This is a genomic window from Elioraea sp. (genome assembly GCF_022842375.1).
Lineage (GTDB): Bacteria > Pseudomonadota > Alphaproteobacteria > Acetobacterales > Acetobacteraceae > Elioraea_A.
The window spans coordinates 1-21,681 of sequence record NZ_JALHPR010000019.1; the positions used below are offsets into that span (position 1 = coordinate 1).

Consider the following 21,681-nt stretch of genomic DNA (forward strand, 5'->3'; position numbering starts at 1 on the left):
CGCCGCGCGCGCGCTGCTCGCGCTGCCGGCGCCGCTCGCCCGCGCGGCATTCAGGCTCCGGGCCGCGCTGGGGCACGCGGCATGAGCTGCCCCATCTGCGGCGAGGAGCGCTCCTGGCCGATCCCCTCGCGGCACGAGCCGGAGGTCGATCGCTGGCGGGGCGAGCGTGGCGACACGGGGCAAGCGGGCTGGCGCCTCTGCCGCCGCTGCGGCAACGGCTACCCCACCGCGGTGCAGGATCTCGCGGTGCTGGCCCGCATCTGGGAGGCGAACCGCACGCGGGACGATGCCGCCGCTGCCCCCGCGCTGTGGGCCGAGCGGCGGCGCATCGCGCGGCTTGGCGGGGAGCGTGCGCTCAGCTTCTACCTGCCGCTCGCCGCGAAAGCGAAGGGCCGCTTCCTCGACATCGGCTGCGGCCTCGGCGGCACGGTGCGCGCCTTCGCCGATGCCGGGTGGGATGCCCTCGGCGTCGATGCCGATGCGGCGACGGAGCCGTTCCACCGCGAGTTCGGCATCGCCTCGCGCATCGGCCAGGTCGAGACGCTCGACCTCGACGGCGGGTGGGACATCGTGCACAGCGCGCACGCGATCTATTTCGTGACCGATCCGATGGGCTTCCTCGCCCGCGCCCGCGCCCTGCTCGCGCCCGACGGGCTGCTCGCCATCACCATCGCCGACTTCATGGCGTGGGACGATGCGACCGACCCTGCCTACGCGCACAGCTTCTTCCCGACGGGCCAGTCGATGGCCTATGCGATGACGCAGGCGGGGTTCAGCGTCGTCGGGATGCGGCGGGCGAAGGGCAGCATCCATATCGCCGCCCGCATCGGCGAGGGTACGCTGCCGCCCGTGTCGCCGGCCATGATCAGGCTTGGCCACCTGACGCGCGGGGCGCGGTTCGCACTGGTCGGCCGGCCGATGACGCGGCTGCGGCAGATCGCCAAGCGGATGCTCGGGCGATGAGCGCGCCATCGGCCTGGAAGCTCCTCGCCCCGCGCGGGCGGCTTGCCTGGCGCGTGGCAGGGCTTGCGGTGCTGACGCTCGCGATGGCGGTGCTGGAGGCCGCCGGCGTCGGCTCGATCGCCCCACTCGTCCTCGTGCTGCAATCTCCGGAGGGGTTCGCCGCGACACGCGCCGGGCAGGCGCTGGCCGGCCTGCTCGGAAGCGCCGATGCGGCCGCACTCGTGCCGGCTGCCGTGGGCGCCGTGGCCATCCTCTTCACCGCCAAGGCCTGCGTCACCCTGGCACAGGGCTATGCCGCGCACCGCTTCGCCCAGGCCCTCTACGCCGATCTCTCGACGCGCATCCTCGCGGGCTATCTCGCCATGCCCTTCTCGCGGCATGCCGCGACGAACTCCGCCGTGTTGCAGCGGAACGTGACGACCGAGACGCGCATGATCGTCGACAGCATCGTGCTCCAGACGATCACCGCGGCGGCCGAGATCCTGGTGATCACGCTGATCCTGCTCGTGCTCGTATGGCTGAACCCTGCCGTGGCGCTCGGCGCATTCCTCGCCGGTGCCGTGGCGCTCGGCCTCGGCGCGGTGGTGATCCGCCGCGTCGGCGCGCGCGAGGGCCGCGCGCGCGAGGAGACGCAGGCCGCGATGCTGAAGCTCGCGCAGAGCGCGCTCTCCGGCATCCGCGAGGTGAAGATCGCCGGCGCCGAGAAGGGGTTCATCGATCGGTTTGCGACCGCAGCTGCACGGCACGGCCATGCGGTGACGGTGGTCGGCTGGATGCAGGTGGTGCCGCGCGTGGCGCTCGAGGCGGTGGCCATCCTCGTCGTGCTCGGGGTGTTCCTGCGCGCGCTGATGACGGGAACCGAGGCGGCGACGCTGCCGCTGCTCGCCGTCTATCTCGCCGCCGGCTACCGCCTGCTGCCGTCGCTGAACCGCCTCTATGTCAGCGGGCTGATGATCCACTACGCCTGGGCCGGGTTCCGCGCGGTCGCGCCCGGCCTGACGGAAGCCCTCGCCGCGGCCGATGTCGCCGCCGCCGCCGGACCCCCGCCAAGCGGCGAGCGCCTGGCGGCGGACGGCCTCGGCTACACCTATCCGGGGGCGGAACGGAAGGTTCTCGGCGATGTCTCCATCGCCGTCGGGCGCGGCGAGATGATCGGCATCGTTGGCGCCTCCGGTGCCGGCAAGACGACGCTGGTGAACCTCCTGCTCGGCCTTCTCGCGCCGGCCGAAGGAACGCTCCTCCTCGACGGCGCAGCGGTCACGACCGAGGGCGAGCGTGCGCGGCTGCGCGCCGCCGTCGCCTATGTAGCGCAGGCGCCCTTCGTGGCCGACGATACGCTGCGGGCCAACATCACCCTCGGCGCCGCCGCCCTCGATGCGGCACGGCTGGCGGAGGCGGTGCGGCTGGCGCAACTCGATGCGCTCGTCGCGTCCCTGCCGCAGGGCCTCGACACCGAGATCGGCGAACGTGCGGCACGGCTCTCGGGCGGCGAGGCGCAGCGCATCGGCATCGCGCGCGCGCTCTATCTCGATCGCCCCATCCTGGTGCTCGACGAGGCGACGAGCGCTCTCGACCCCGCCACCGAGGCCGCCCTCCTCGCCGCGCTGGGCACGCTGCGGGGCGAGCGCGCGATCATCGCGATCTCGCACAAGCCCGAGGCGCTGGCCGGGTGCGACCGTGTCTACCGCGTGGCGGACGGTACCGTCACGCTCCTGCCCAGCCCCTGAGCGCTTGCGCGCGCGCCCGCTTCGGGGCACACGCGCATCGCCCCGCCCATCAAGGACGCACCGCCATGCTCCGCCGCCTGCTCCGCCCGCTTCGCCGTGCCGCTGCTGCCCGTGCGCCGCTGACGGTCGGCTGGGTGAAGCGCGATGCCGGATCATGGCTCGCCGCCAACCTCGCCGGCCCGCGCTTCCGCCCGCCGGCCCCGCCGCAGGCCGCGCTCGTCGAACGGATCGCGGCCGAGACGGAAGCGCTCGGCCAGAAGCCGCTCTGGGAAGGCTACGCCACGGCCTATGCGCGCGATGCCGCGATGCCCTGGGCCGGCAAGGCGATGGCGCGGTCGAGCGAGGAGGTGCGCTCGCAGCCGCGCATGGGCCGCGTGTTCGCCTGGCTTGCCGCCACGCGGAAGCCCGGCGTGATCGTCGAGGTCGGCACCGCCTTCGGCATTTCGGGCATGTACTGGGTGGATGGCCTTGCACAGGCGGGCGGCGGAGCGCTGCTGACCTTCGACCCGAACGAGACCTGGCATGCGATCGCCGCACGCAACATCGCCCGCATCGGACCGCACGCCACCGCCGTGCCACACACGGTGGAGGATGCGCTCACGCCCACCCTCGCGGGCCGCAGCATCGACCTCTGCTTCATCGACGCGATCCACACCGGCGCGTTCGTGCGCGCGCAGCTCGCACTCATCATGCCGCATCTCTCGCCCGGCGCTCTCGTGCTGCTCGACGACATCACCTTCTCCGACGACATGAATGCGTGCTGGCGGACGCTGGCCGCCGATGATCGTTTCCGTGCCTCACTCACGCTCGATGACCGCGTCGGGCTGCTCGAACTGCCGGCATGACCGATCCGTGGGCACGCGTGACGGTGGTTGTCGTCACGCACTTTGCGCGCGCGGTGATCGAACCGTGCCTGCGCGCGGCGGCACCGGCAGCGCGCGTCATCGTGGTCGACAATGCGAGCGGGGATGACACGCGCGAGATCGTCGGCGCCACGCTGCCGGGGGCCACGATCATCGCCAACGCCATCGGCGTGGGCTACGGCAACGCGGCGAACCAGGGCCTAGCCGCCGCCGAGACCGAGTTCGTCCTGCTCCTGAACCCCGATGCCGTGCTCGCGCCCGATGCGGTTCCGCTGCTCGTCGCGGCCGGCGATCGCTGGCCCGATGCGGCCGTGCTCGCGCCAACGCTGCGCGCACCCGACGGGTCGTGGGAGGTGTCGCACGATGTCGGCCTGTTCGCCCGCGCGGCACTCGGGCCCCGAACCGACAGCGAGCCGACAGGCGACATCTGCGCGGACTATGTCTCGGGTGCCGTGATGCTCGTGCGCCGCAGCGTGTACCAGCGCATCGGCGGGTTCGATCCGGCGATCTTCCTCTACTACGAGGACGATGATTTCTGCATGCGCGTGCGCCAGGCAGGCCACGCCATCATCCGCCTGGCGGATGCGGTGGCAAGCCATCTGGGCGGTGGATCAATCCCGGCAACGGCAGAGAAGAAGCGCGAGAAGTTCTTCGCCATGGCCTGGTCGCGCCTGCATGTCGAGGCGAAGTGGCGCGGGCGCGGTGCCGCCTGGCGCATCGGGCTCGCCGCCCTGGTGCGGCATGGCGTCAAGGCGGCGGGCTATGCGGTGACAGATCCCGCCGGCAAGGGGCTGCGCGATGCCGCGCGGTTCCGCGGCACCCTCGCCTGGCTCAGCGGCCGTCCCTCGCGATAGCGGCCAGCGCCGCGGCCGCGAGCGCGACCGACACCCACCACCAGTGCTGCCACACGCCATAGCTCAGCAGCGACACGACGGCGGCTGACGCGGCCACGGCAGCGCCAGCGGCCAGTGCCGCGCGCCCCGGCAGCGCCGCGGCGGCACGGCCGGCGAGGAAGGCGAACAGCGCGAACAGCGCAAGCCCGACGAAGCCGAGTTCGAGCCGCACCTGCAACGGCATGGAATGCGTGTGCAGCGGGATCAGCTCCGCCAGCCCCCGCGGGGCTGCGATGAAGAAGTCACGCGCCGGCCCCTGGATGCCAAGCGCATCGAGCCGCGCGACATCGGGATTGTCGCGCCCGCCGGGCAGCGACCGCGCGGCATCCATGCCGAAGCCGGCAAAGGGCCGCTCCGCCGCACGCTCCGCCGCATAGTCCCAGATCAGCGTGCGGTGCACGGCCGAGAGCGGCAGCATTCCCGCCCGTGTCGCACCGCGCGCCACCTGGTCGAGCAGCGGGGGGGCTGCGAGAACGGCAAGCGCCAGCGCCGCGGGCAGCACACGCCGCGTCAGCCCGGGCAGGGCGAGAGCTGCTGCGCCGGCACCGATCGCGGCGATGAGGCCCAGCCGCGCAGCCTCGCTCGTGCTCATCAGCACGGCAGCAGCGAACGCGGCCCCGAGCGCCGCGGCACCACGCCAGCCGGCGCGCGCCGACACCATCAGCAGCACGGGCCCGGCGAGCAGCACGAGCAGTGTCGCTGCGGGCTTTGTCACCTCGGCGTTGCGCGGCGGCATCGGGAAGCCGCGCAACGCGTTGTTCAGCGGCGCTCCAGCGACGAGCTCGACCACCAGCAGCGCCGCTCCCGCCGCGGCACCGCCGATGAGCGCGCGCGACACCCACTCCCGCGCCGACACGGGCAGAGACGCCGCAGCCGTGACGATGGCCGCGAGCGCGATGACGAGGGCGGCAAGCCGCACCCCGCCCATGAACGCCGCGCCTGGTGCTGCGGCCCAGAGCGCCGAGGCGATGGCCCAGAGCGAGAGTGCGGCGGCAGCGGCGAACGGCCCGCGCGCGACGGCGGCAAGCGCCTCGCGCCATCCCCCCGCGAGCGCGGCGAGGGCCGCCACGCCGGCAAGGGCGGCAAGCGGCACGAGGCCGCGGTTCTGGATCAGCGCCACCGGCATGGCCAGCGCGCAGGCGCCGGCGAGAACGGCAGCAAAGACACGCGGCATGGTTGTCGAACGTTGCGGCATCACGCGAAACTGTCCTCGCAGCGCGGCCCGGTGGCGTCGCGCGTGGCAATGCCGCCACAGCGCATGGCGAGGGGGGCTGTAGTGATTGCTTTTCCTCGGCTATGCTGGCGTGCTTGAGTACGGGCAGGCAGGCAAAGACAGGTTGTTCCCTTGGAAGACAATACAGAGAATGGCGCCACGGTCGAGGCGCCCGTCAAGTTCTTCAATCGCGCGAAGGGCTTCGGCTTCGTAACACTCCCCGACGGTCAGGACGTGTTCTTCCACGTCTCGTCGCTCACGGCGATCGGCCAGGCGGCCGTCGACCAGGGAGATGTGCTGGTCTGCGAGATCGGCGACGTGCCGCGCGGCCGGCAGGTGACGCGGATCGTCGAGGTGAAGTTCGGCGCAGCCCCGATTCCGGAGGGCGGCGGCGACCGTCCGCCACGGCGCGATTTCGGTGACCGGCCGCCGCGGCGCGACTTCGGTGGCGGTGGTGGCTTCGGCGACCGGCCGCCGCGTCGCGACTTCGGCGGCGGGGGCGGCGGCGGCTTCGGTGACCGTCCGCCACGGCGCGACTTCGGCGGCGGTGGCGGCGGCTTCGGCGATCGTCCCCCGCGCCGTGACTTTGGCGGCGGTGCAGGTGGCTTCGGCGGCGGCGGCTTCGGTGATCGCCCCCCGCGCCGCGATCTCGGCGGCGGCGGTGGGGGATTCGGTGGTGGCGGCGGCTTCGGCGATCGTCCACCGCGGCGTGACTTCGGCGGCGGCGGCGGCTTCGGCGGCCCGCGTGCCTCCGACGGCCCGAGCGAGCTGGTCGCTGGCACGGTCAAGTTCTTCGACGTGCGGAAGGGCTTCGGCTTCATCACGCCCGAGAACGGTACCGACGTGTTCGTTCCGCTCCGTGCCCTCGGGCCGCTGACGCCCGAGAGCCTGACGCCTGGCCGCCGCGTGAAGGCAACCGTCGTCACCGGGCCGAAGGGCCGCCAGGCCGTATCGGTCGAGGTTCTCTGACATGGCGCGCCTCCTCTCCACGCTCCGGAGAGCGAGGCGCGCGTTTCCCCCGCATGTCGCGTTCCTGCTCAGCCACGCCGCCATCGGCGTCACGACCGGGATGCTGTTCGTCGCGGCCCTTCTCGCGCTTGACGTTGCCGGCCTTCGCGGATTGATGCTGCGCAGCGCCGATGGGTCGATCGCGCTCGGCCTCCTGCTGCTCGGCACCTCCATCACCTTCGGCAGCGCGGCGATGGGTGCCGCCATCATGGGCCTCGGCGCCCGCCCGCCGGCTGACGCGCCGCCACGCCCGCGCCCAGCCCGCGTCCCCGGACCCGTGACGATGCCCCTTCTGGTTCGCGCCCGGCGCTGAGCCCCCTCTTTCTGCACCGCCCCCCTTGCCCGAAAGCCTGGGCCGCGGGATCGTTCGCCATGCCAGACCCCAGCCCCGCTTCCCTTCACGTCCACATCCAGAACCCTGCCGGGGAAACGCTGTTTCCCATCACCCGCGCGCAGTGGGACCAGGCGGTCGCCCGCGCCGGCGCGGCCGGCCAAGCCCTGACCGTCTCGATCGCCGATGACGATGCGGGCTTCTCCACCGCCATGGCGCGGGCCGACCTGCTGATCACCTGGACGAAGGAGATCAAGGCCCGCTTCCCCCACACGGCACCGCGCCTGAAATGGGTGATGGCGACCTCGGCCGGCCTCGACCGCCTCGCCCCGTTCGACATGATCCCGCCCCCTGTGCGCCTGCTGAACAACAGCGGCGCGCATGCGGTGAAGGCGGGCGAGTGGGGCGTGATGGCAGTGCTGATGATCGCCAACCGCATCCCCACCCTCACGACCGCGCAGCGCGAGGGGCGCTGGCAGCCGATCTTCACCCGCTCCGTCGCCGGCAGGACGGTGGTGGTCGTGGGGCTTGGCGACCTCGGCGGCAGCATCGCGGCGAATTGCAGCCTGCTCGGCATGCGCGTGATCGGCTGTTCGGCGCGCGGCGCGCCGCACCCGGCCTGTGAACGCGTGGTGACATCGGAGAACCTCGACACGGTGCTGCCCGGTGCTGACGTTCTCGTCCTCGCCATGCCGCTGACAGCGGCGACACAGGGGATGATCACGCGCGGCATGCTCTCGCTGCTGCCGCTGCATGCGGGCGTGGTGAACATCGCCCGCGGCGCCGTGATCGACCAGGATGCGCTGTGCGACATGCTCGAGGCGGGCAGGCTCTCCGGCGCGGTGCTCGACGTGTTCACCCCGGAACCGATCCCGATGGGGCACCGGCTGTGGCGCACGCCCAACCTCGTCATCAGCCCGCATGTGTCGAGCGACGACCCCGACACCTACAATCCGCGGACCCTCGACATCTTCTTCCGGAACCTCGTCGCCTGGCGGGCGGGAGAGGCGATGCCGAACGAGGTCGACCGCACGCGGGGTTACTGAGCGGAAGCCTCGGCTGCGCGTCGGGCCAGCGCCGTGCGCACGGCGGCAACCCATGTCCCTGCCATCGCATCGTCGGTGAACCGCGCGAGGTAGCCGGCGCGCCCGGCAGCACCGAGCCGCTCGCGCAACGGTGCATCAGTGACGAGCCGACGCATCGCCGCGGCAAGGGCCTCGGGTTCGCCTGGCGGCACGAGCAGCCCCGTCACGCCATTCTCCACCACCTCGGGAATGCCGCCGGCCTGCGTGGAGATCACGGGCTTGCCGAACATCATCGCCTCAACGGCGACGAGGCCGAAGGATTCATAGCGCGCAGGCAGCACGACGATGTCGCTCGCGGCGAGCAGCGCGGTCTTCTCCGCCTCCCCCACCGCTCCGAGGAAGCGCACGCGCGACGCCCAGGGTGCATCGCCATGGCGCGCGCGGAACGCGGGCTCCGGGTCGCTCCCCTGCGGCGCGCCGGCGATGTCGACCGCGACGCCGGGCAGGTCAGCCAGCAGCGGCAACGCATCGAGCAGGGTGTCGATGCCCTTTCGGCGCTCGAGCCTCCCGAGGAAGAGCAGCCGCGTTGCCTCCTCGCGCGGCGCCGCGATTGTTCCGGCCGCGAGATCAGCAAGGCCATGCGGCACCACCGCGAGCCGCTCCGCGGCGATGGTGACGCCGGAAGCCGCGGCGATGTCGGCCGCTGCCGCCACGGTATTCGCGATCACGATCGGCGCATCGGTGAGCAGCATGCGCTCAGCCGCGACGGCCTCGTCCGTCCAGCGATCCCTGCTGCCGCCGACCGCCAGGAGCATCGCCCGGGTGGTGTGGAGGCTGACGGCAACCGGCACCGCGCCCGAACGCAGCACCGCCAGCGGCTCGACCAGCCAGATCGGCCCACTGACGAGATCCACCGGGTCAGCCTCATGCAGCCGGAGCACGGTCTCGACGACACCGCGCTGCCAGTCCGCGCAGCCGGGCGGGAGCGGCGGCAGGCCAGGCCAACGGCGAAGCCGCGCCGGCTGGACCGCAAGCACGCGCACGCCCGCCTCGAACCGATCCGATGCATCATCGGCCGCGCGGATGACGACGACACGATGCCCACGCCGAACGAGCGCCCCGGCAAGGACAGCGGTCCAGATCGCGATGCCGCTGCCGGCCTCGCCCCAGTTGCTGCACAGCAGGACGACGTGAAGCGGACGGTCATCAGCGGGGCTGACGCGCCGCGCTGCGAGCATGGCGGCAAGGCGGCGCGCCTCGGCGTCGAGCCGCGGGCCGATGATGGCCCGACGCAGCGGACGGAGTGCCTCGGCGCCGCGGCGAAATAGTACGCCGATCACCGGTGATGCGCCGAGCGCGTGCACCAGATGGCGCAAGGCGCGGTCGATCCTGACAATGACCCCTGGCTTCACAGCGCTCAACATCGTCCCCTCGCTCCAATGCGTGACTTGGCGTACCCCGGGCCGCACTAACGATCGGCTACCGATACGTCAGACGTCGTCGTGCCCCCCGGCACGCAGACGTCTGTCCTTAAATCACGATCGGACCGCCTCAATGATCGCTTCTGAGCTGGCCTGCCAGTCGCACGTCAAGCATTGCGAGAAAAACCATCGCCAATGGCACGCGCGAGCACGTTTGCAGGGCTGAGTGCATCTCTCCGCGCGAGATCGTCGATCTGGTGGCGACACGACGTCCCGTTGGCGACGACGAGTGTCGCCGGCGCTGCCTTGTCAAGCGCGGGCAGGAGCGACAGCCCCGCCATGCTGCGCGACACATCGGCCGTCTCCGCCTGGTAGCCGAAGCTGCCCGCCATGCCGCAGCAGGAACTCTCGATCATGGCGGGCTTCAGGCCCGGTACGAGCGAGAGTGCAGCGATGATGTCGCCGGCAACGCCATGCGCCTTGCTGTGGCAGTGGCCATGCACCAGCGCATCGGCCTCGATCGTGCCGAACGCATCATGGAAACGGTCGCGGTGGCGGACGACGAAGCTCTCGAACGGCAGCGCGGCATCCGCCACCAGGAGAGCGTCGTCGCCGAGGCCGAGCGCGCGCCACTCGTCCTTCAGCGTCAACACGCAGGAGGGTTCGAGCCCGACGATGGGAAGGCCCGCGCGAACACGCGGCGCGAGAACGGCGAGCGCGCGGCGTGCCTCCTCGCGCGCCCGGTCGACCATTCCGGCGGCGAGATAGGTCCGGCCGCAGCAGAGGGGGCGGCCGCCGCCCTTCGCCGTGTCGGGCGCGAAACCGCCTGCGCGCAGCACCGACACCGCATCCCGCAGGTTGCCGGGCTCGAACCAGCGATTGAACGTATCGGCGAAGAGCAGCACGGGTTCCCCGGCGCCCCCTGCCGCCTCGCCATCGCGGAATGGTTCGGCGGCCCATGCGGGCAGCGGCCGGTCGGCGGCGAAGCCGGTGACGCGCTCCATCAGCTTCGCGAGCAGCGGCGTGCGGTTGCGCAGCGCCGTCATCGCCCGCGCGCCATAGGCATGCGGCGCGTAGGCCGGCAGGTAGGCGACGAGACGTTCGCGCAACGACAGGCCGCGCGCGGCGATGCGGGCGGCCTGCACCTCCGTCTTCATCCGCGCCATGTCGACGCCCGTCGGGCATTCGCGCTTGCACGCCTTGCAGCCGACGCAGAGCGCCATCGTCTCGGCCATCGCATCGGAGGCGAAGGCGTCCGCGCCGAGCTGACCGGAGAGAGCGAGGCGAAGCGTGTTGGCGCGGCCGCGCGTCACGTCCGCCTCCTCGCGCGTGGCGCGGTAGGAGGGGCACATGACGCCCCCGGCAAGCGAGCGGCACGCGCCGTTGTTGTTGCACATCTCGACCGCGCCCTGGAATTGCAGCGCCGGCGTGGTGCGCGTCTCGGTCGCGAAATCGGACCAGTCGAGATGCGGTGTGATCGTGCTCGCACCGTAGGCGCCGTTGTAGCGAAGCAGCGCGCGATCATCCATCCGCGGCGGGCGGACGATGCGGCCGGGGTTGAACAGGCCTGTCGGATCGATCCTGTCCTTTACCGCCTCGAAGGCCGAAACGATCCGGTCGCCGAACATCGGGCGGTGGAACTCCGACCGCACGATGCCGTCGCCATGCTCGCCGGAATGGCTGCCCTTGTACGCGCGCACCATCGCGAACGCCTCCTCGGCGATCGCGCGCATCGCACGCAGATCCTTGTCGAGGCGGAGGTTCAGCACGGGCCGCACGTGCAGGCAACCGGAGCCCGCATGCGCATACCAGGTACCCTTCGTGCCATGCTTCTCGAACACCGCCGTCAGCCGCGCGGTGTATTCCGCGAGATGCTCGAGCGGCACGGCGGCATCCTCGACGAAGGAGACCGGCTTCCGCTCGTCCTTCATGCTCATCATGATGTTGAGGCCGGCGGTACGCAGCTCCGTGATCGCACCCTGGAGCCTGGCGTCCGTCACCTCCACCACGCCGCCGAAGCGCGCGCCAGAGCCTTCCCAGGAGAAGCCGAGGTCGCACATCAGGTCCTGCAGCGCCGCGATCCGGCGCGCGTTCTCGCCGTCGTCGCCTTCCGCGAATTCGATCAGCAGCAGCGCCTCGGGCCCGCCCCGCACGAAGGCCTCGAGCGTGGGGCGGAACATCGCGATGCCCGAGGCGAGGCCGATCATCGTCGCATCGACGAGCTCGACCGCCGTGGGGCCGAGCTTCACGATGTGCTGGGCTGCGGCCATCGCCTCGTGGAAGCTGCCGAAATGGCAGGCGCCGAGGCGCTTCTTCGCCGGCAGCAGCGGCGACAACATGAGCTCGATCGCTGTCGAGAACCCGAGCGTGCCTTCCGAGCCGACGAGCAGGTGCGCAAGGTTTTGCGGGCGGTTGGAGGGCAGCAGCGCATCGAGGTTGTAGCCGCCGACGCGGCGCTGCACGGCGGGGAACTTCGCCAGGATCTCATCGGCCTCGCGCGCACCCAGCGCCAGCAGGTCGGCCACCATGTCGGGCGGGATGGGGCGCTCGGTCGCGGTGTCGAGCGTGCCGAAATGCGCCGCCGTGCCATCGGGCAGGATCGCGTCGATCGAGAGCGTGTTCTCGCGCATGTTGCCGTAGCGCAAGGAACGGCTGCCGCAGGAATTGTTCCCGGCCATGCCGCCCAGCGTCGCGCGGCTCGCGGTCGAGACATCCACGGGGAACCAGAGGCCGTGCGGCTTCAGGGCACGGTTCAGCTCGTCCAGCACGAGTCCGGGCTCGACCACCGCGCGGCGGCCGGCGACGTCGAGCGAGAGGATGCGGTTCATGTGGCGCGAACAGTCGAGCACGAGCGCGTCGTTCACCGTCTGCCCGCACTGGGAGGTGCCGCCGCCGCGCGGCAGGACGGGAACGCCTTCCTCGCGCGCGATGCGCAGCGCGGCCGACACGTCCTCGGGCCCCGTCGGCGCGGCGACGCCGAGCGGCATCACCTGGTAGGACGAGGCGTCGGTGGCGTAGCGGCCGCGGGTGGCGGCATCGAAGCGCACGGCGCCCTTGAGCGTTGCCTTCAAGCGCCGCTCCAGCCCCGGCTTCACCGTCACGCCCATGGCCGATCCTCCTGTTGCCGTCGCCGAAAGCATATTGTATACCATGAGCCGAGGCAACCTGCGCGGGGAGGAAAACCATGGCACCGGACGGCACGAGCAAGACAGGACACAACCAGCCAGGCCGCGTGGCCGGACGCCATTTCCTGCAGATCCCCGGCCCCACCAACGTGCCCGATCGCATCCTCCGCGCGATGGATGCGCCGACGATGGATCATCGCAGCCCCGCTTTCGGCCGCCTCGGCCTCGCCTGCCTCGAGGGCATGAAGACCATCTTCAAGACCGAGAAGGGGCGCGTGTTCATCTACCCCGCCTCCGGCACCGGCGCGTGGGAAGCGGCCCTCGTCAACACGCTCTCGGCCGGCGATCGCGTGCTGATGGTCCAGACCGGCCATTTCGCCCTGCTGTGGAAGAAGCTCGCCGAGCGCCTCGCCCTCGTGCCGCAGTTCATCGACACCGACTGGCGCGTCGGCGCCGATGCCGCCGCGGCCGAGATCGAGGCGACGCTGGCCGCCGACACGGCGGGCGCGATCAAGGCCGTGTGCGTGGTGCACAACGAGACCTCCACAGGCTGCACCACCGATGTCGCCGCCATCCGCCGCGCCATCGACGCCGCGCACCATCCCGCGCTGCTGATGGTCGACACCATCTCCTCCCTCGCCTCGATCGACTACCGCCATGACGAGTGGGGCGTCGACGTCACCGTCGGCGGGTCGCAGAAGGGGCTGATGCTGCCCCCCGGCCTCTCCTTCACCGCCGTGTCCGACAAGGCGATGGCGCTGAACGAGAAGGCCGGCCTGCCGCGCAGCTTCTGGTCGTGGGAGGAGCATGCGGGGCCGAACGCCACCGGCTATTTCCCCTACACGCCGGCGACGAACATCCTCTACGGCCTCGAGGCGGCCATCGACATGCTGCACGAGGAGGGCCTCGAGAACGTCTTCGCGCGGCATGACCGCCACGCCGAGGCAACGCGCCGTGCGGTGCGCGCCTGGGGGCTCGAGGTGCTGTGCCGCGAGGAGCGGAACTACTCCTCCTCCCTCACCGCCGTGATGATGCCCGAAGGGCATTCGGCCGACGGGCTGCGCGCGAAAATCCGTGACGCCTTCGACATGAGCCTCGGCAACGGCCTTTCGCGCCTGGCCGACCGCGTGTTCCGCATCGGGCACCTCGGCGACTTCAACGACCTGACGCTGATGGGAACGCTTGCCGGCATCGAGATGGGCCTCGGGCTGGCCAAGGTGCCGCACAAGAAGGCCGGCGTTGCCGCGGCGATGGAGTATCTCGCCGCCACCGCCCGGGCCTGATGAACGCCCCCAAGTGAACGCGCCGAAGTGAACGCTATCGACCCACTGAAGCGGCTGACCCTCGCCGACGCGGCCGCCGAGAAGCTCCGCGCGCTGATCGGCGAGGGAAGCCTGGCCCCGGGCGAGCGCCTGACCGAAGCCGAGCTCTCCGGCCGCCTCGGTATCAGCCGCATCCCGCTGCGCGAGGCGCTGCGGGCGCTTGCCGCCGAGGGCATCGTGACGATCGAGCCGCACAAGGGCGCGGTTGTCACCCCCGTGACGCCGGAGGAGGTGGACGAGGTGTTCCCCGTCCTCGCCGCCCTCGAGGGTGCTGCGGGGGAACTTGCCGCACTCAGGATGAGCGACGAGGAGTGCGCCGCGATCGCCGCGCTGCACGAGGCGATGCTCGCCGCCCACCGGGAGGGGCGGCGGCGCGCGTTCCTCGCGCACAATGAAACGATCCATGACCGCATCGTCGCCGCGGCGGCGAACCCGACGCTCGCCGCACTTCACCGTGCCCTCTCGCTCCGCCTCAAGCGCATCCGCTACGTCGCGCAGGTGGAGGAGAGCTCGTGGGAGCAGAGCGTGGCGGAGCATGCGGCGATGATGGATGCGCTGCTGCGCCGCGACGGCCGCGCGCTCGGCGCCTGCCTGCGCGAGCACCTGGCCTCGAAGCGTGCCGCGGTGCGCGAGGCGGTGGCGCGCGCCTCCGCCTGACGGCCCCTTGATCCGCCTCAAGGCGCTGCCGCGGCCCCCGCGCGAGCATGTGGCAACGCCCACGTCGCGGAAAGGCAGGCCCCATGCGCATGATCGAGGAAGGCTCTGAGGAAGCGAAGACGCAGACCCTGGAGTACCTGGAGGCGCACGCCGACAAGGCGCACACTGCGCAGTTGCCGTGGATCAGGGTCGGCAACCTCTATCTCTCCGTCACCGAGACGGGGAACCTCTCCTGGCCGCCGATCATCGGCCATCTCGCGCCGCTCGGGCACGTGAATTTCCACGTCTTCTCGGGTCGCCACGGCAGCCAGGCCGGTGGCTTCGCGCTCGACAGCAAGGTTCCGCAGACGGTCATCGACGTCACGCATTTCGGGCAGGACCAGGATGTCGCGCACTACATCCTGACGGGCGAGAAGCGCGGTATGTGCAAGTACGACTGGCCGAACGAGAGGCTACGCGACGGCCACGCCACGCTGACGGTCGAGAACTTCGGCGAAGGCTCGACACGCGACAAGGTGAAGGCCGCGGCGAAGAAGTATCTCGACAAGGGTGACACGGTGATTTTCGCCTGGTGCTACTCAATCGGCGCGATGCACCTCTACAACCCAGACAAGCCAGCGCTCGAAACTGCGAGCATCAAGACGCTATTTGGAAAGACGCCGGAGACCGTGATCAAGGAGAAGTACGACTGGGTGAAGCGCTTCATCAACCAGCGCTATCACGCCGAGCGGTAGCTAAAGCCCCGTGTCGGTGCCGAGGTGGAACAGGCAGTCGCCGCGCAGCGTCCGCCCCGGCTGGCGCTTGCACAGCACGAAGCCGTCGCGCAGGAACCGCACCGTCTCCGGCGCACGCCAGGGGGTTTCCGGGAAGTACACGTTGGCGGCAGGCTGGCCCGCCACGACCTCGTCGCCAAGCTCCACCAGCGGCTCATACACGCCGGGCTCGGGCGTGTAGACGAACCACTCGTTGCCGCCAACCTCGAGCACGCGCGTCGGCGCCTCGCCCCTCACACGGTCGCCCTCCGGCAGGATGCCCATCTCGACCAGGATGTTGCGGATGCCACGTTCGGCCATGCGCAACGCCACGGGCGTGACGGTGCCGGCACCACCAAGCTCCGTTCCGATGGCGACCTTGCCGAGCTTGGCCACCATGCCGTTGAAGGTGCGCTCGTCGCCCGTCCCCTGCGAGGCGGTGGGCAGGTAGGCGACAGGGGCAGCGAAGGCCTTGAGGTAGCGAAGCGCCTTCTCGGCCCCCGCGGCATCGTCGGGCCTGCGCGAGAGCGCCGAGGGCACATACATCAGCGATGATCCGCCCGAGTGGAGATCGACGATCACGTCCGCCATCGGCAGCAGGACGGTGGAGAGGAACCAGGCGATCTGTTGCGTCACCGTTCCGTCAGGGTCGCCGGGGAAGGAGCGGTTGAGGTTGCCGCCGTCGATCGGGCTCGTCCGCCGCCCCGCCATCCCGGCCGGATAGTTGGCCAGCGGGAAGATGATCACGCGCCCCTTGATGCGCACGGCGTCGAGCGTCTGCGCAAGCCGGCAGAGGGCCACCTGGCCCTCGTACTCGTCGCCGTGGTTGCCCGACATGAGCAGCGCCGTCGGGCCCTCGCCGTTGCGGAACACCACGATGGGGATCGGGATGAAGCCGTAGGCGCTTTCATGTACGGAATGATAGAGCCGCACGAACCCCGTGTGTCTTCCGTCTGTGTCGAACGGAACGTCGGGCTTCAGACGGGACGGGCGGGCATCTGGCACGGGGCGGCTCCTCAGGTGACGAGATGGCAGGCGGCGCGGTGATCGGCCTCGACCTCGCGCAGAAGCGGTGTTTCCTCGGCGCAGCGGGCGATCGCGAGCGGGCAGCGGGTGCGGAAATGGCAGCCCGAGGGGGGGTCGAGCGGCGAGGGGATTTCGCCCGCGAGCGGGACGGGCGGCATCGCCCCGCGCGGGTTGGGCACCGGCACGGCGGCGAGCAGCGCCTTCGTGTAGGGATGCTTCGGGGCGGCGAACAGCACCCGTTTCGGTGCCGTCTCGACCACGCGGCCGAGATACATCACCGCCACGCGATCGGCGATGTGGCGCACCACCGAAAGGTCATGCGCGACGAAGAGGTACGCCAGCCCCATCTCCGCCTGCAGGTCCATCAGCAGGTTCACGATCTGCGCCTGGATCGACACGTCGAGCGCCGAGACGGGCTCGTCGCACACCACCATCGCAGGCGACAGCGCGAGGGCGCGCGCGATGCCGATGCGCTGGCGCTGCCCGCCGGAGAACTCGTGCGGGAAGCGGGCGGCATGCTCGGGGCGCAGCCCGACGCGCGAGAGAAGGTCGGCCACGCGGGCATGGCGTTCGGCGCGGCTGCCTTCGCTGAAGATGCGCAGGGGTTCGCCGATGATGTCGGCAACGCTCATCCGCGGATCGAGCGAGCCGACAGGGTCCTGGAAGATGATCGACATCCGCCGGCGCATCAGGCGCATCCGCTCAGGCGGCAGCGTCAGCAGGTCGGTGCCATCGAACAGGAGCTTGCCGCCTGTCGGCTCGATCAGCCGCAGCACGAGGCGGCCGAGCGTCGTCTTGCCGCAGCCTGATTCGCCGACGAGGCCGAGCGTTTCGCCAGCGGCAAGATCGAGATCGACGCCATCGACCGCCTTCACCGTGCCTGGCGCGCCACCGAGGGAGCGGCGAACGGGGAAGTGCTTGGCGAGGCCTCGCGCCTGGAGAAGCGGTGCGGTCACGCCGCACCGACCTTGATGCATGCTGCATCATGATCGGGCGCGACCGTCACGAGCGGCGGCAGGCCTGCGGTGCACGCCGCCTCGGCCAGCGCGCAGCGCGGATGGAAGCGGCAGCCGGCCGGCCAGGCCGCCGGCACCGGCACGCTGCCCGGGATGGCGGGAAGGCGCGCTGCCTCCTCGTTCATCGCGGGAATGCTCTTCAGCAGCGCGCGCGTGTAGGGGTGGGCGGCCTCCTCGAACACGGGGATCACCGGGCCCGTCTCGACGACACGGCCGGCATACATCACCGCCACGCGGCTCACGACCTGCGCGATCACGCCGAGGTCGTGCGTGATCAGCAGAACTGCCATCCCCGTCTCGCGCTGGAGCTCGGCGAGCAGCGCGAGGATCTGTGCCTGGATCGTGACGTCGAGCGCCGTCGTCGGCTCATCGGCGATCAGGAGGCGCGGGCGGCAGGCGAGCGCGGCGGCGATCATCACGCGCTGCCGCATGCCGCCCGAAAGCTCGTGCGGGTACTGCGCGAGCCGCCGCACCGGGTCGGGGATGCCGACATGGCCGAGCAGTTCGGCCGCGCGCGCGCTTGCGGCGCGGTGCGACAGCTTCTCATGCACGCGCAGGCCCTCGGCAACCTGCTCTCCCACCGTGAACACGGGGTTCAGCGCCGACATCGGCTCCTGGAAGATCATCGCGATCTCCCGCCCGCGCAGCCGCGCCTGTGCCTTCGCGTCGAGCGTTTCGCCAGCGAAACGGATGCGCCCGCGCGATATGCGCCCCGGCGGGTCAGGCACCAGGCCCATCACGGCGAGCGCGGTGAGGCTCTTGCCCGAGCCGCTCTCGCCCACCACGCCGAAGCTCTCGCCCTCGCCCACCGTGAGCGAGACGCCCGACAGCGCCTCCACCTCCCCCCGCTCGGTGCGGAAGGCAACGGCGAGGTCCTCGATCTCGAGCAGCGCGCTCATCCCTGCTGCACCTTGAGGCGCGGATCGAGCACGTCGCGCAACCCGTCGCCGAGCATGTTGAGGCCGAGCACGGTGATGGCGATGGCGAGGCCGGGAAACATCGCGATCCACCAGGCCTCGCGGATGTAGTCCTTCCCCTCCGCGATCATGTTGCCCCAGGTCGGCGTCGGCGGCGGCGGGCCGACGCCGAGGAAGGAGAGGATGCTCTCGGCCAGCACCGCGTAGGCGAAGATGAAGGTGAGCTGCACGATCAGCGGCGCGAGGGAGTTCGGCAGGATGTGCCGCCAGATGATCCAGAGGTCACGCCCGCCGAACGCGCGCGCGGCCTGCACATAATCCATCTCGCGCACCACCAGCACGGTGGCGCGCACGATGCGCGCGGTGCGCGGGATGTAGACGACGGAGAGCGCGATCACCGCATTGGCCGCCGATGGCCCGAGGGCGGCGGCGATGGCGAGCGCGAGCATCACCGCGGGAAACGCCATCAACGCATCCATCACCCGCATCAGCCACTCATCCAGGCGTCGGAAATAGCCGGCGAGCAGGCCGGTTGCCGTGCCGATGATGCCGGTGGCGACCACCACCGCGAAGCCGATGCCGAGCGAAAGCCGTGCGCCGAAGCAGAGGCGGGAGAAGATGTCGCGGCCGAAATTGTCGGTGCCGAACAGGAACGCCCCGCCAGGCGGGCGGAAGCGGGCGCGGAACTGCATGCGCATCGGGCTGTATGGGGCGATCCAGTCGGCGGCGAGGGCGAGGAACAGCATCGCCCCGAACAGGACCAGCCCGGTCACGAACAGGCGATGGCGGAACAGCCGGCGCGTGAGCGCGAAGCGCCGTGCCGGCGGCAACGCCCCCACCGCGAGAACCGCCTCAGCTGCCATAGCGCACGCGCGGGTCGATCACGGCATAGAGCAGGTCGACCACCAGGTTCAGCAGCACGAGCACCGTGCCGGTGAGCAGCAGGCCCCCCTGGATCACCGGATAGTCGCGCCCGAAGATCGCGTTGGCGATCAGCCGGCCGATCCCGGGCATGCCATACACCGTCTCGATCACGATCGAGCCCGAGAGCAGCAGCCCGAACGAGATTCCGATGACGGTGACGACAGGCACCATCACGTTCTTCAGCGCGTGCTTGCCGATCACCATCCAGCCGGGCAGGCCCTTGGCGCGCGCGGTGCGCACGTAGTCCTGCCGCAGCACTTCGAGCATCGTGCCGCGGGTGATGCGCGCGAGAAGCCCGATCTGCAGCAGCGCGAGCGAGATCGACGGCAGCACCATCGACCGCGCCCAGGCGACGGGGTTTTCCGAGAACGGCACGAAGCCGCCGGTCGGCAGCCACTCAAGATGCACGCCGAACAGCACGATGAGCATAAGTGCGAGCCAGAAGCTCGGCACCGAGACCCCCAGCATGGCAAGCCCCGTCACCGCCTGGTCGATCCAGGTGTTGGCGCGCAACGCGGCGATGATGCCGGCGGGAATGCCGATCAGCAGCGTGAGCAGAAGCGCGAACAGCGCCAGCGGCAGCGTGATCGGCAGGCGTTCGACGATCGCCTGCCAGACGGGGCGATTGAGCAGGATCGAGCGACCAAGGTCGCCCTGGAGCAGCCCGCCATACCAGGTGGCGAGCTGCACCAGGAACGGCTTGTCGAGGCCGAGCTGGAGTCTGATCGCCTCGATCTCGGCATTCGTCGCCCCGGCCCCTGCGATCGCCGCCGCAGGGTCGCCGGGCACGAGATGCATCATCGAGAACGAGATCAGCGTGACGAGCAGCAGCACCGGCACCGATGCCGCGATCCGTCGCACCGCGTAGCGCAACACCCCGCAGGAACTCCCGCCTCGTCGGCCCCCGGCCCGTCAGGCGCCCAGCGACACGTTCCAGAAGCGCGGGATGCGATAGGGCGTGAAGCCCTGCACGGACGCGCGCGCTGCCTGCACCTTCGTCAGGTCGCCGAATTTCAGGAAGTGCACCTGCTCATGGACGCGCTCCTGGAAGCGCGCGAACACGGCCTTGCGCTCGGCTTCCGCCGGCCGCGAGAGAAGCTCGGCGTAGAGGGCGTCGAGCGTAGGGTCGGCCACCACCTGGTTCAGCTGCGGCGAGACCACGTCGATCATCGCCGTGAAGGGCCCGACGGAGGGGCCGGTGCCCTGGCCGGTGAACCAGAGGTTCCACGCATCGGCGTCGCGGCGGCGTGCGATCGCGGTCGCCCAGTCGAACACGTCCATCCGTACCCTGAGCCCGATGGCGCGCAGCTGCTCGGTCACCACGACGGCGGCGTTGTACATGGAGGCGAAGGAGGAGTTGGTGATGATCACCAGCTCCTGCCCCTGATAGTTCGCCTGGCGCAGCATCGCCTGCGCCTTCGCCGGATCGTTCACGTTGTAGAACTGCTTTCCGGCATCCGTGTAGTAGGGGTTTCCGGGATACTGCAGGCCCGGGTGGAGGTCATAGGCGCCGTCGGTCGCGATCTCCATGATCGCTTCCATGTCGAGAGCGGTCTGGATCGCTCGCCGCACCATCAGGTTGTTCGTCGGTGGCCGCTGGTGGTTCATCCACGCGCCGTGCAGCCACCAATGCTTCATCGGCAGCAGCCGGATGTCGCGGTTGGTGCGCAGCCGCTCGGCCGACTTGGTGGGAACGTCCTCGACCACGTGCAACTCGCCCGTCTCGAGGCCGGCGACGCGCGCGCCCGCCTCGCGCACCAGGCGGAAGCGCACGGTGTCGAGCGTCACCACCTTGCGGCCGGCGAAGCCATCGGTGCCCTGGTACGCCGTGTTCGGCGCGTAGCCGTCGAAGCGGCGGATCAGCACGTGGCTGTCGGGCACGAACTCGACGAACTGGAACGGCCCCGTTCCGATCGGCTCGAGCTTGCCGCCCTCGGCGTTCTCCTGCTCGGCCGGGTGGATGGAGATGGGCACCGCGAAGGAGGAGATCTGGTCGATGAAGGTCGGCTGCCGCGCCTTCAGCTTCACCACGAAGGTGTGCGCATCGGGCGCGCTCATCGCCTCGACATCGCCGAGCACGCGGCGCTGCAGCGCCATGCGCGCATAGCGGCGCCAGGAGGCGAGCACGTCGGCCGAGGTCATGTCCTTGCCGTTGTGGAACTTCACGCCGCGGCGGAGGCGGAACGTGTAGGTGAGGCCATCGGCACTCTCGTCCCACCCCTCGGCGAGGTCGGCGACGGGGGCGTTGTTCTCGTTCCGGGAGACGAGCATCTCGTACATGTTCATCGCGACGTTGCGTGTCGCGATCGATGTCGAGAAGTGCATGTCGAGCGTCGGCACCGTCGCTTCCTGGGCGAACACCAGGTCGCCGCCGCGCCGCTGTGCCGCCGCGGGGAGCGACGCCGAAGCCGCAAGCCCCGCACTGCCGATGAGTGCGTTGCGTCGTGTCAGGTGCATCGAAGCCTCCCGGTTCTTGTTGATGCCGGCGGATGGTCCGT

At 70.7% G+C, this 21,681-nt stretch carries 19 protein-coding genes; 10 read left to right on the forward strand and 9 right to left on the reverse strand.

Annotated elements, in window-relative coordinates; translation table 11 throughout:
• Positions 1 to 81: 81 nt before the first annotated feature.
• The 4 genes from Q0C38_RS15470 to Q0C38_RS15485 all read left to right on the forward strand — a co-directional run bounded on the left by Q0C38_RS15470 (position 82) and on the right by Q0C38_RS15485 (position 4,407).
• Positions 82 to 963 (forward strand): bifunctional 2-polyprenyl-6-hydroxyphenol methylase/3-demethylubiquinol 3-O-methyltransferase UbiG, encoded by an 882-nt coding sequence (locus Q0C38_RS15470; protein WP_291298010.1) that lies wholly within the window; start codon positions 82 to 84, stop codon positions 961 to 963.
• Positions 960 to 2,690 carry an ABC transporter ATP-binding protein gene (locus tag Q0C38_RS15475; protein WP_291298011.1) on the forward strand — a complete coding sequence of 577 codons (1,731 nt, stop codon included), beginning with the start codon at positions 960 to 962 and terminating at the stop codon, positions 2,688 to 2,690. Before Q0C38_RS15470 ends, Q0C38_RS15475 begins: the two co-directional genes overlap by 4 nt.
• 65 nt (positions 2,691 to 2,755) lie before the next feature.
• On the forward strand, positions 2,756 to 3,535 hold the full coding sequence (locus Q0C38_RS15480; protein ID WP_291298012.1) for an O-methyltransferase: 780 nt from the start codon (positions 2,756 to 2,758) through the stop codon (positions 3,533 to 3,535).
• Positions 3,532 to 4,407 (forward strand): glycosyltransferase family 2 protein, encoded by an 876-nt coding sequence (locus Q0C38_RS15485; protein ID WP_291298013.1) that lies wholly within the window; start codon positions 3,532 to 3,534, stop codon positions 4,405 to 4,407. Before Q0C38_RS15480 ends, Q0C38_RS15485 begins: the two co-directional genes overlap by 4 nt.
• On the opposite strand, the gene Q0C38_RS15490 is transcribed toward Q0C38_RS15485, so the two are convergent.
• On the reverse strand, positions 4,385 to 5,620 hold the full coding sequence (locus Q0C38_RS15490) for an O-antigen ligase family protein (RefSeq protein ID WP_291298014.1): 1,236 nt from the start codon (positions 5,618 to 5,620) through the stop codon (positions 4,385 to 4,387). The genes Q0C38_RS15485 and Q0C38_RS15490 overlap by 23 nt on opposite strands.
• Positions 5,621 to 5,791: 171 nt before the next feature.
• Here Q0C38_RS15490 and Q0C38_RS15495 point away from each other — a divergent pair, with 171 nt between their 5' ends.
• From Q0C38_RS15495 to Q0C38_RS15505, 3 genes are read left to right on the forward strand one after another with little or no spacing between them, the layout of a single operon-like run.
• Entirely contained in the window at positions 5,792 to 6,628 is an 837-nt protein-coding gene (locus Q0C38_RS15495; protein WP_291298015.1) for a cold shock domain-containing protein, read from the forward strand.
• A 1-nt stretch (position 6,629) separates the two neighbouring features.
• Positions 6,630 to 6,980, forward strand: coding sequence for a hypothetical protein (locus tag Q0C38_RS15500; protein WP_291298016.1), 351 nt, complete (start codon positions 6,630 to 6,632; stop codon positions 6,978 to 6,980).
• Between the two features lie 59 nt (positions 6,981 to 7,039).
• Positions 7,040 to 8,044 (forward strand): D-2-hydroxyacid dehydrogenase, encoded by a 1,005-nt coding sequence (locus Q0C38_RS15505; RefSeq protein ID WP_291298017.1) that lies wholly within the window; start codon positions 7,040 to 7,042, stop codon positions 8,042 to 8,044.
• Here the strand turns inward: Q0C38_RS15505 and Q0C38_RS15510 are convergent.
• Complete coding sequence (locus Q0C38_RS15510) at positions 8,038 to 9,447, reverse strand: glycosyltransferase family 4 protein (RefSeq protein WP_291298018.1); 1,410 nt, start codon at positions 9,445 to 9,447, stop codon at positions 8,038 to 8,040. The two genes, Q0C38_RS15505 and Q0C38_RS15510, sit on opposite strands and share 7 nt — an antisense overlap.
• 164 nt (positions 9,448 to 9,611) lie before the next feature.
• Positions 9,612 to 12,551: an FAD-binding and (Fe-S)-binding domain-containing protein gene (locus tag Q0C38_RS15515; RefSeq protein ID WP_291298019.1), complete on the reverse strand. Its 2,940-nt coding sequence runs from the start codon at positions 12,549 to 12,551 to the stop codon at positions 9,612 to 9,614.
• Between the two features lie 77 nt (positions 12,552 to 12,628).
• Between Q0C38_RS15515 and Q0C38_RS15520 the strand changes: the two genes are divergently transcribed.
• The 3 genes from Q0C38_RS15520 (at position 12,629) to Q0C38_RS15530 (ending at position 15,282) form a co-directional block, all read left to right on the forward strand.
• Positions 12,629 to 13,852: an alanine--glyoxylate aminotransferase family protein gene (locus Q0C38_RS15520; protein ID WP_291298020.1), complete on the forward strand. Its 1,224-nt coding sequence runs from the start codon at positions 12,629 to 12,631 to the stop codon at positions 13,850 to 13,852.
• A gap of 27 nt (positions 13,853 to 13,879) precedes the next feature.
• Positions 13,880 to 14,548: a GntR family transcriptional regulator gene (locus Q0C38_RS15525; protein WP_291298021.1), complete on the forward strand. Its 669-nt coding sequence runs from the start codon at positions 13,880 to 13,882 to the stop codon at positions 14,546 to 14,548.
• Positions 14,549 to 14,631: 83 nt separating this feature from the next.
• Positions 14,632 to 15,282 carry a hypothetical protein gene (locus Q0C38_RS15530; protein ID WP_291298022.1) on the forward strand — a complete coding sequence of 217 codons (651 nt, stop codon included), beginning with the start codon at positions 14,632 to 14,634 and terminating at the stop codon, positions 15,280 to 15,282.
• On the opposite strand, the gene Q0C38_RS15535 is transcribed toward Q0C38_RS15530, so the two are convergent.
• From Q0C38_RS15535 to Q0C38_RS15560, 6 genes are read right to left on the reverse strand one after another with little or no spacing between them, the layout of a single operon-like run.
• A complete protein-coding gene (locus tag Q0C38_RS15535; RefSeq protein WP_291298023.1) occupies positions 15,283 to 16,305 on the reverse strand; it encodes a succinylglutamate desuccinylase/aspartoacylase family protein in 1,023 nt (340 codons plus the stop codon).
• A gap of 11 nt (positions 16,306 to 16,316) precedes the next feature.
• Entirely contained in the window at positions 16,317 to 17,282 is a 966-nt protein-coding gene (locus tag Q0C38_RS15540; RefSeq protein ID WP_291298024.1) for an ABC transporter ATP-binding protein, read from the reverse strand.
• Positions 17,279 to 18,241 carry an ABC transporter ATP-binding protein gene (locus Q0C38_RS15545; protein WP_291298025.1) on the reverse strand — a complete coding sequence of 321 codons (963 nt, stop codon included), beginning with the start codon at positions 18,239 to 18,241 and terminating at the stop codon, positions 17,279 to 17,281. The genes Q0C38_RS15540 and Q0C38_RS15545 overlap by 4 nt, the downstream gene beginning before the upstream one ends.
• Positions 18,238 to 19,122: an ABC transporter permease gene (locus Q0C38_RS15550; RefSeq protein ID WP_291298026.1), complete on the reverse strand. Its 885-nt coding sequence runs from the start codon at positions 19,120 to 19,122 to the stop codon at positions 18,238 to 18,240. Before Q0C38_RS15550 ends, Q0C38_RS15545 begins: the two co-directional genes overlap by 4 nt.
• On the reverse strand, positions 19,112 to 20,059 hold the full coding sequence (locus tag Q0C38_RS15555) for an ABC transporter permease (protein ID WP_291298027.1): 948 nt from the start codon (positions 20,057 to 20,059) through the stop codon (positions 19,112 to 19,114). Before Q0C38_RS15555 ends, Q0C38_RS15550 begins: the two co-directional genes overlap by 11 nt.
• Positions 20,060 to 20,095: 36 nt before the next feature.
• Positions 20,096 to 21,640 carry an ABC transporter substrate-binding protein gene (locus Q0C38_RS15560; protein WP_291298028.1) on the reverse strand — a complete coding sequence of 515 codons (1,545 nt, stop codon included), beginning with the start codon at positions 21,638 to 21,640 and terminating at the stop codon, positions 20,096 to 20,098.
• Positions 21,641 to 21,681 lie beyond the last annotated feature (41 nt).